We start from the raw sequence: 6,793 nt of genomic DNA, 5'->3' as shown, positions 1-6,793 counted from the left end.
AATATCTTGATGACATTGCCTTTAAAATCAACTCAATGCCTCGCAAAATGTTTGACTTTAAAACTGCTTATGAGATAGAATTTTTAAAAATGAATAGTGGTGCGGTTGAGATTTGATAAAAGAAAAAGTAAGTGCCTTTTGGACACTTACTTTTTTAGTGCTGTGTTGTTGGGGTTTCTTTAGCCATCGCGATAATCACAAAGGCAATCAAGAATAACATGCCCGAAACTACAAAGCTCAAAATCGGATTGATCGTATAAACAACACTCGTTACAAGTGCTCCAAAGATTTTTCCAAACATCATTAGTGCATTATATAAACCTGCTAATTGATTTCCTTCGGTAGCATTTTGTTTTTTCGATAATACTGCATTCTGGAGTGCAGGAATCATAACTGTATAGGCACCAAACCAAAGTAATGATATGCCAACAAATCCAGATTCAGTTGGCAACCACGCGACAATCGCTGCAAGTGTCGCCATCCCAATAAAGAGATTGCGTAAGAACACACGACCAAAAACTTGTTTTCGTCGAATCAAAATAATATTAAGGACAACTGCAAACAGTCCCGTAATAAATTTGATAATTCCGTTCTGACTTGGTACAAAATTGAAAATATCTTTAATATAATAATTAAAACTCTGATCAAAAAGTGTTGACCCAATTGATGTAATAAACACCGTAATTAATAACGGAATCATAAAGCCAATCATTAAGTGCTTGGCATTGTTAACAATCTTGATTGGATTTGATTCTTTGAGCACGCTACGCGTATCAATTTTACGTTCTTCGAATGCTTCTGTTGGCACCAGAATAATATATACTAGAATACCTAAAATAATATGCATTGCAGCTTGAATCATGAATGTCATTCGGACATCAACATCACCCAAGAATCCACCCACAAAGAATCCAAGGGCTGCACCAACACTTACGATGACGGATGATATCGTTATATAGTGAGCTTGTTCTTCGACCTTTGCATTATTAACAATATAACTCATAAATCCAACTTGGAATCCTCCTGCAAAGACCCCACTTATCAGACGTGCGATATAAATTTCAACTTCTGTATGCGCAATACCAAAGAGAATTTGTGCAAGTGCGTAACCGATTGATGAAATCGCCAGAATTTTTGATTTCTTCATGCTATGTGCCATATTCGACCATATTAGCGCAAAGATAAAGTTAGTCGTACACATTGCCGCAAACGAAACGCCAAATACATGTGGTGGTAGGTTTAAATCTTTTAGCAAGGATGGTGTGACAGGGTGTGCTAAGTTCATTCCCACCGTTAAAATTAAGTTTAAGACAATAAATATTGTCATTTTATGTTTTTCAATAAATCCGCGCATAAGCCCTCCATAATTAAAAGTAGGCAATTGCCTACTTTAGTTTAGATGTTTTTATGTGTTTTGTCTATTTCCACAAATCGGATGGGTAAGTTCCATCTGATTGGAATGTTTCAAATTGTTTCAATACCATTGGTTTGTCATCTTGGTAAGTAACACCAAACCAACGATCTGGGGTATCAAGAATACGAACTTTGAGTTTGCCTTCTTGAATTAATGCACCCACATCATTTGGAAGTAGTGCTTCCGATTTCATTGGATTTGCAGCCACTTCATTTTGGAGGAATGCTTCAAATTTGCCTTCCATCATTTCAAAGATAGCAGGTGTAAAGCCCCAGAAGTTCATGGATACTTGTGTTCCATCAGCGATAAGATGTTGATCTTCACCACCAACAACACCCGCTTCAGTGCGGCGAATTCCATCAACTTCAACGATGTCAGTTAGATAGCCACCTTCGTTTTGGCATACACCTCGTGTTACGGTTCCATTATCAGTAATTGTATTGTCCACGATGTATCCCATCATGGATGCGTTTGTATCCGTAACGTCTTCGTTGAGGAAACGCGCCATTTCGACAAATGCGTGTTTGCCATAGTAGTCATCAGCATTGATGATGACAAACGGTGTATTCACGGTATTACGTGCTGCAAGAAGCGCATGGGTTGTTCCCCATGGTTTTTCACGGCCTTCAACACCTTCAAACCATTCTGGAACATCAGTAATGTTTTGGAATGCATATTCAACTTCGATATGTGGGCGCACTTTTGATACGAGTACTTCTTCAAAAATATCTTTGTGCTCTTCTCGAATAATTAGTACTAATTTTTTGAATCCAGCTTGGATTGCATCGTAGATTGAGAAATCAATGATTGCTTCACCACTTGCACCAAATTTGTCAATTTGCTTTAACCCACCGTAACGGCTTCCCATTCCGGCTGCTAGAATTACTAAAGTTAGATCTTTCATAGTATCCTCCTATTGTCTTGTTCATTGTATCATAGTTCAACTTTTGATTCTTATACTATTTTGTTTTTGACTCATGAATCATTGTCATTTGGGTCAAACTCGAAACTTCATTGATTTGTTTGATTCTCATCTTGCTTTTTATTGTTAATTTGAGTATCATTGAAATGCACATGCCGCCATAGTTCAATGGTAAAATAGAGCAATGGTAATGCTCAGTTCCGAGTTCGATTCTCGGTGGCGGCACCATTTGAAACAACAGTTGGTTCTGATACTTCGGTATTGGTACCAACTTTTTTGTCCATCCAGAAGAGTGGGAAAACTTATTTCTTTCTATTAAAAGGCAAATACAGTTATAGGAAAAATTATGAATTGTAGAAAATCATGAATTAATTTACCGGAATGTGAATAGTATGGGTCAATACAGTAAATTATAATAGCAACAACAAGGGACAAACCGATACACAAAAAGCCAACTAAGCGATAGTCTTTCTTCATGGTGCACCGCTCTATTCAATATCAAATGTAAACGTTAAATTCTGTACTTTGATTAGCATTCCAATCTTATCATTAATTTAGACATTTCCTTTTAATTACATACCAAAAATAGAGTCTTTGAACGTGAAAAAGAGGTTTGTCTTCGGAGTGAAATAGTGAAAATAACTAGTCCGTGATCATCAATTGTTTATTCACACGTGAGCAGAAACTAAATCAATACCCTTTATGCAATACGTGCAAAAATCGGTTATATCGACAGGGTTTCTACTATATAGTTTGTAAATTACAAAAGAAAACCACTTCAAAGTGGTTTTTGTATAGGTTCCTATTGACACTAATATCCTTCACCCGATACTCTCAAAGGCCGTTCGCCTACAGACCAGAGATCTAGGGCATAGATAATTGTCTAACGTCTATCTCTTATACATAGGGGAAAGGAATAAATACACTTTTCCATATAACAACGAGTAAGAAAAGTATTGTAGGAATGAATTTTCGATACTTTTTGTTTGAAATTCTCTCTTGAGACTGACTTCCTAAATCTATCAACAAGATTACAAAGATAATTACAAATGATGCAATATCTACATTTGTCGATTTGTATTTAAAGAGTATTCCGAATAGTAGATTTACAATTACAATTGCATAAGAGAATCCTGTGAGATTTTTTAAATCAGTCATTAATAGTATACTCACGTGTAAGAGTTGTACCATAGACCCAAACAGAATAATCAGCATTTCGATAGACATCGATTTTAGCTTTCAATCGTGTCACGCCATCAACTCTTGATTGAGTTCTCGTTATTGTATAGTACAAATCAGTCCCATATGAAACTCTTTGATATATTGCAGCTGAAAAACCCATTAGGGCTGGTATTGGATTACCAAATGTTAGAAGACTACCGGCCATTCCTGCGGCCATTGAATATATCGATGACCCGTTATAACTACCATAACTGATGGTAGTTCTTTTCGGATAGTCATATCTATCTCTTTTCGTTCTTTTGAAGTCTGTTCCAAACAATTCTATATTTATTAGATCCATCTCAGTTTGGGTAATAGAGACTATTTCTGTAGTTTCAACTGTGGCATCAGCACTTACGATATCTTCATCCGCACTCACAGGGATTGCGATTACCATAAATAATAATGTGGATAGAATGGAAATACATGACAATTTAAGTAGTTTATTCATTTTCATTTTCTCCTTTGACCCTTCGGTTTATGGAAAAAACATAGCACATGTTTTTTTATGATTACACATTATCTGTTTCAGTGGTATAGCTTGCGTTTCTAAGTGGTATAACTTTTGTATCAAGTGCCATTTTCTAAGACATAAGATACGTAATTCGTGTCATTCTTTCGAGGTGCGGTTGACCATGATGTATAATACGCAAATGTAAAGGGGAACATTATGAAATCAAAATACGCTATAATCATCGGACTCCTATCCGCGATCATTCTACTTTTAATTGTCGTGATAATGGGGTCGGGAATTTACATTTTCAAAATCTTGCCAGAACAAAACGTAGTGGAATCTTACATTGAGTCACCATTGCAAACAAACCCAGGCAAGCCAAACGATTCGAACACTCCGACTCCTACACCAGATGCCACCGTATCTGCGTCACCTGATACAACGAGCCTCACCATCGACACCGTCGATGCATACTTACATGACTATGCAAATTATCGATACACATATAAACAACAACATGGTTACATCAATGATTTTTCAATAGCAGAAATCGGTGTAAGTCATAGTACCAATAAAATCGGTAAAGTTTTCCAGGTTACTTATGACCGATACGGACATAAGAAGCAAGAATTTTATTTTGTAGGAATTAATTTCCAGACCAATGGAAACCAACTTATCGTCTCTGATTTGGTAGATGAGAACGATGACTCCTTACAAGATCTCGTTGATGATGTGCAAGATGAGGGCTTTATCATCGTATTAAACCAATAGCACTTCAACTCACATTCTAAATTGGGGATAGTTCAGTAATTTAAAATGGGTGCTTATTTTTGTTCATTTTTGCCTAATTATAAGCAAGTTCGAACAATCTCAAAATTCACGATTAAGACCAATTACGCAAACTCCACCATTTAATCTTATTTACTTTACAAAAGAAACCGCATTCATATCTTTACTCATAGACTAAAGTATGATAATATTTAAAAAGAATATGACCAAAACATTCAATAATACTTTACGCTATTATTACATGCTTCATATTTTAGAGGGAGGTATTATTCTATGGAATCAGGAAAAGTAAAATTCTTTAACGCAGAAAAAGGCTTCGGCTTTATCATCGTTGACGGATCAAACGAAGAAGTATTCGTACATTTTTCTGCAATCGTTTCAGAAGGTTACAAAACATTAAACGAAGGCCAAGCAGTATCATTTGATATTGTTGAAGGACAACGTGGTAAACAAGCTGACAACGTACGCGGTTTATAAGAACTGAATACAACAAAGGAGCCTAGGCTCCTTTTTTATTTGTCAAAAAATCACGCTTGCTCACGCAAAGTCATGAAAAAAGCAGACCGGAGCCTGCTTTCGTGAATCTATTTGAATTCTTTAACTTCGTTTGTGATTCGCATTCTTGATATTGATTTTGTTTCTTTGTCAAATGAGAATTCAATACCTGCATTATAATCGCCGTATTCTAAACGTGTACGGTAGCTTGATGTATCGTCAATTTTACCTTTACCATATGCTGCTTCTACCTCTTCAATTGTTGAGGCTTGCGTGATTCCGCTTGGTAATTCGAATGTGAATGGAGATGTATCTTTCTCATAGGTAAACGAGATGACAAATGCGTTTGAATAGTAGTTCTCTTTCGAATCATAGTTCATAATTCCTGCACGTGTTGTATAGTTATCATAACGAAGATCTACACCTGATTTACTATCACCTGCAGCTAATGTTTCATCATTTGAAACAAGTGTCCAAGCATGTTTTGTAAATTCTGGAAGTGGTGCAGGTAATTGATAGACTGTATCGTTTATTTTAATTGTAAACGAGTTCCATTTATCACCCAATGCAGTTGGTGCTTTATATTTCTCATGCAATTCTGGAGCATCTTTTGAAACTTCACCATTAATACTATTAACGACTTCACTATCCATTTCGGCATTTGAAACTCTGACTTCAATCAGTCTCATGCCTTTTCCATCATAATCTATAAAAACGAAACGGTATCCACTATCACCGTATTTATCCTTATTGTAAGATAATGATTCGTAATCTTTTTCTTTACCTACATAGCTTTCTGATGGTGTACCATATTTTGCGACAACATCTTCCTTCTTGGAGTTAAAATCTAAATCACCTGAAAGTTGGATATTTGGAACTTTATCTTTTGAATCATAAGAACCTTCAATTGCTACTCCCATGATAAATCCTTCCTTAGCTGTAATTACACTATTGCTAGGATTTCCAACACTCGTATTTACTGTTGTATCCCCTTTAGTAAATGAGATACTTTCACTACGCTCTGGTTTAATTTGAGTTGTTAAGTCATCTCCTGTTTTCCAGCCAAGTTTTTCGAAGTCTTCCAGTTTCATCGGTAATTCAATTTTGTCACCTTCAAGTGCAAACACCAATTCAAACTTGTCTTCGTGTAATTCAATTTTTTTGGAACCACCTGTAGTACATCCTGATACAACTGCTAAAACTAGCAGTAGAACCATAAATTTGCGCATTCTATGCTTCATAATATTTCCCCCTGTGTTTCACAAGCCCGCTAAATAGTCTCTATTTTGCTTGATATACATAGTTTATCAAGGAATTTCCCACATATCGCACACACATACTTAACTCACCGCCACATTCTTCATTTGAAGAATACATTAGAAATACTTCATTAGATTTTTGCTTAGGCTTGTACATTAGTTGCTTTTACTCACAATCATTTGCATGAGCACATGCCCGCCAAATATCTTTGTTGTATGCTATCCTTGGTCTATGAGGA

Annotated in this window: 6 protein-coding genes, 1 tRNA gene and 1 pseudogene; 4 read left to right on the top strand and 4 right to left on the bottom strand. The window is 36.0% G+C overall.

Annotation, left to right across the window (positions count from 1 at the left end):
- Positions 1–116, top strand: a pseudogene (locus tag GVV20_RS04510) (IS30 family transposase); the annotation flags it as partial.
- 38 nt (positions 117–154) lie between these two features.
- Here GVV20_RS04510 and GVV20_RS04505 read toward each other — a convergent pair.
- Positions 155–1,354, bottom strand: a complete 1,200-nt coding sequence (locus GVV20_RS04505; protein WP_159741258.1) for an MFS transporter — start codon at positions 1,352–1,354, stop codon at positions 155–157.
- A gap of 64 nt (positions 1,355–1,418) precedes the next feature.
- Entirely contained in the window at positions 1,419–2,318 is a 900-nt protein-coding gene (locus GVV20_RS04500; protein WP_159741257.1) for a nucleotidyltransferase family protein, read from the bottom strand.
- Positions 2,319–2,490: 172 nt separating this feature from the next.
- Here GVV20_RS04500 and GVV20_RS04495 point away from each other — a divergent pair.
- A tRNA-Thr gene (locus GVV20_RS04495) sits at positions 2,491–2,564 on the top strand.
- Between the two features lie 922 nt (positions 2,565–3,486).
- Here GVV20_RS04495 and GVV20_RS04490 read toward each other — a convergent pair.
- Complete coding sequence (locus GVV20_RS04490) at positions 3,487–4,008, bottom strand: hypothetical protein (RefSeq protein ID WP_159741255.1); 522 nt, start codon at positions 4,006–4,008, stop codon at positions 3,487–3,489.
- A gap of 219 nt (positions 4,009–4,227) precedes the next feature.
- Between GVV20_RS04490 and GVV20_RS04485 the strand changes: the two genes are divergently transcribed.
- Positions 4,228–4,782 carry a hypothetical protein gene (locus GVV20_RS04485; protein ID WP_159741254.1) on the top strand — a complete coding sequence of 185 codons (555 nt, stop codon included), beginning with the start codon at positions 4,228–4,230 and terminating at the stop codon, positions 4,780–4,782.
- Positions 4,783–5,073: 291 nt separating this feature from the next.
- Complete coding sequence (locus GVV20_RS04480; protein ID WP_159634380.1) at positions 5,074–5,277, top strand: cold-shock protein; 204 nt, start codon at positions 5,074–5,076, stop codon at positions 5,275–5,277.
- 107 nt (positions 5,278–5,384) lie between these two features.
- Here the strand turns inward: GVV20_RS04480 and GVV20_RS04475 are convergent, their stop codons facing one another.
- A complete protein-coding gene (locus GVV20_RS04475) occupies positions 5,385–6,536 on the bottom strand; it encodes a hypothetical protein (protein ID WP_159741253.1) in 1,152 nt (383 codons plus the stop codon).
- Between the last annotated feature and the right edge of the window lie 257 nt (positions 6,537–6,793).

It is taken from the genome of Erysipelothrix aquatica (assembly GCF_009828775.2).
In the GTDB taxonomy this organism is placed as follows: domain Bacteria; phylum Bacillota_I; class Bacilli_A; order Erysipelotrichales; family Erysipelotrichaceae; genus Erysipelothrix; species Erysipelothrix aquatica.
This window is presented reverse-complemented; position numbering and strand designations above follow the sequence as displayed.

What these genes read in the sequence shown, in the direction of transcription:
- GVV20_RS04505 (WP_159741258.1), bottom strand. Translation starts at nt 1,354, where the DNA reads ATGCGCGGATTTATTGAAAAACATAAAATGACAATATTTATTGTCTTA.
- GVV20_RS04500 (WP_159741257.1), bottom strand. Translation starts at nt 2,318, where the DNA reads ATGAAAGATCTAACTTTAGTAATTCTAGCAGCCGGAATGGGAAGCCGT.
- GVV20_RS04490 (WP_159741255.1), bottom strand. Translation starts at nt 4,008, where the DNA reads ATGAATAAACTACTTAAATTGTCATGTATTTCCATTCTATCCACATTA.
- GVV20_RS04485 (WP_159741254.1), top strand. Translation starts at nt 4,228, where the DNA reads ATGAAATCAAAATACGCTATAATCATCGGACTCCTATCCGCGATCATT.
- GVV20_RS04480 (WP_159634380.1), top strand. Translation starts at nt 5,074, where the DNA reads ATGGAATCAGGAAAAGTAAAATTCTTTAACGCAGAAAAAGGCTTCGGC.
- GVV20_RS04475 (WP_159741253.1), bottom strand. Translation starts at nt 6,536, where the DNA reads ATGAAGCATAGAATGCGCAAATTTATGGTTCTACTGCTAGTTTTAGCA.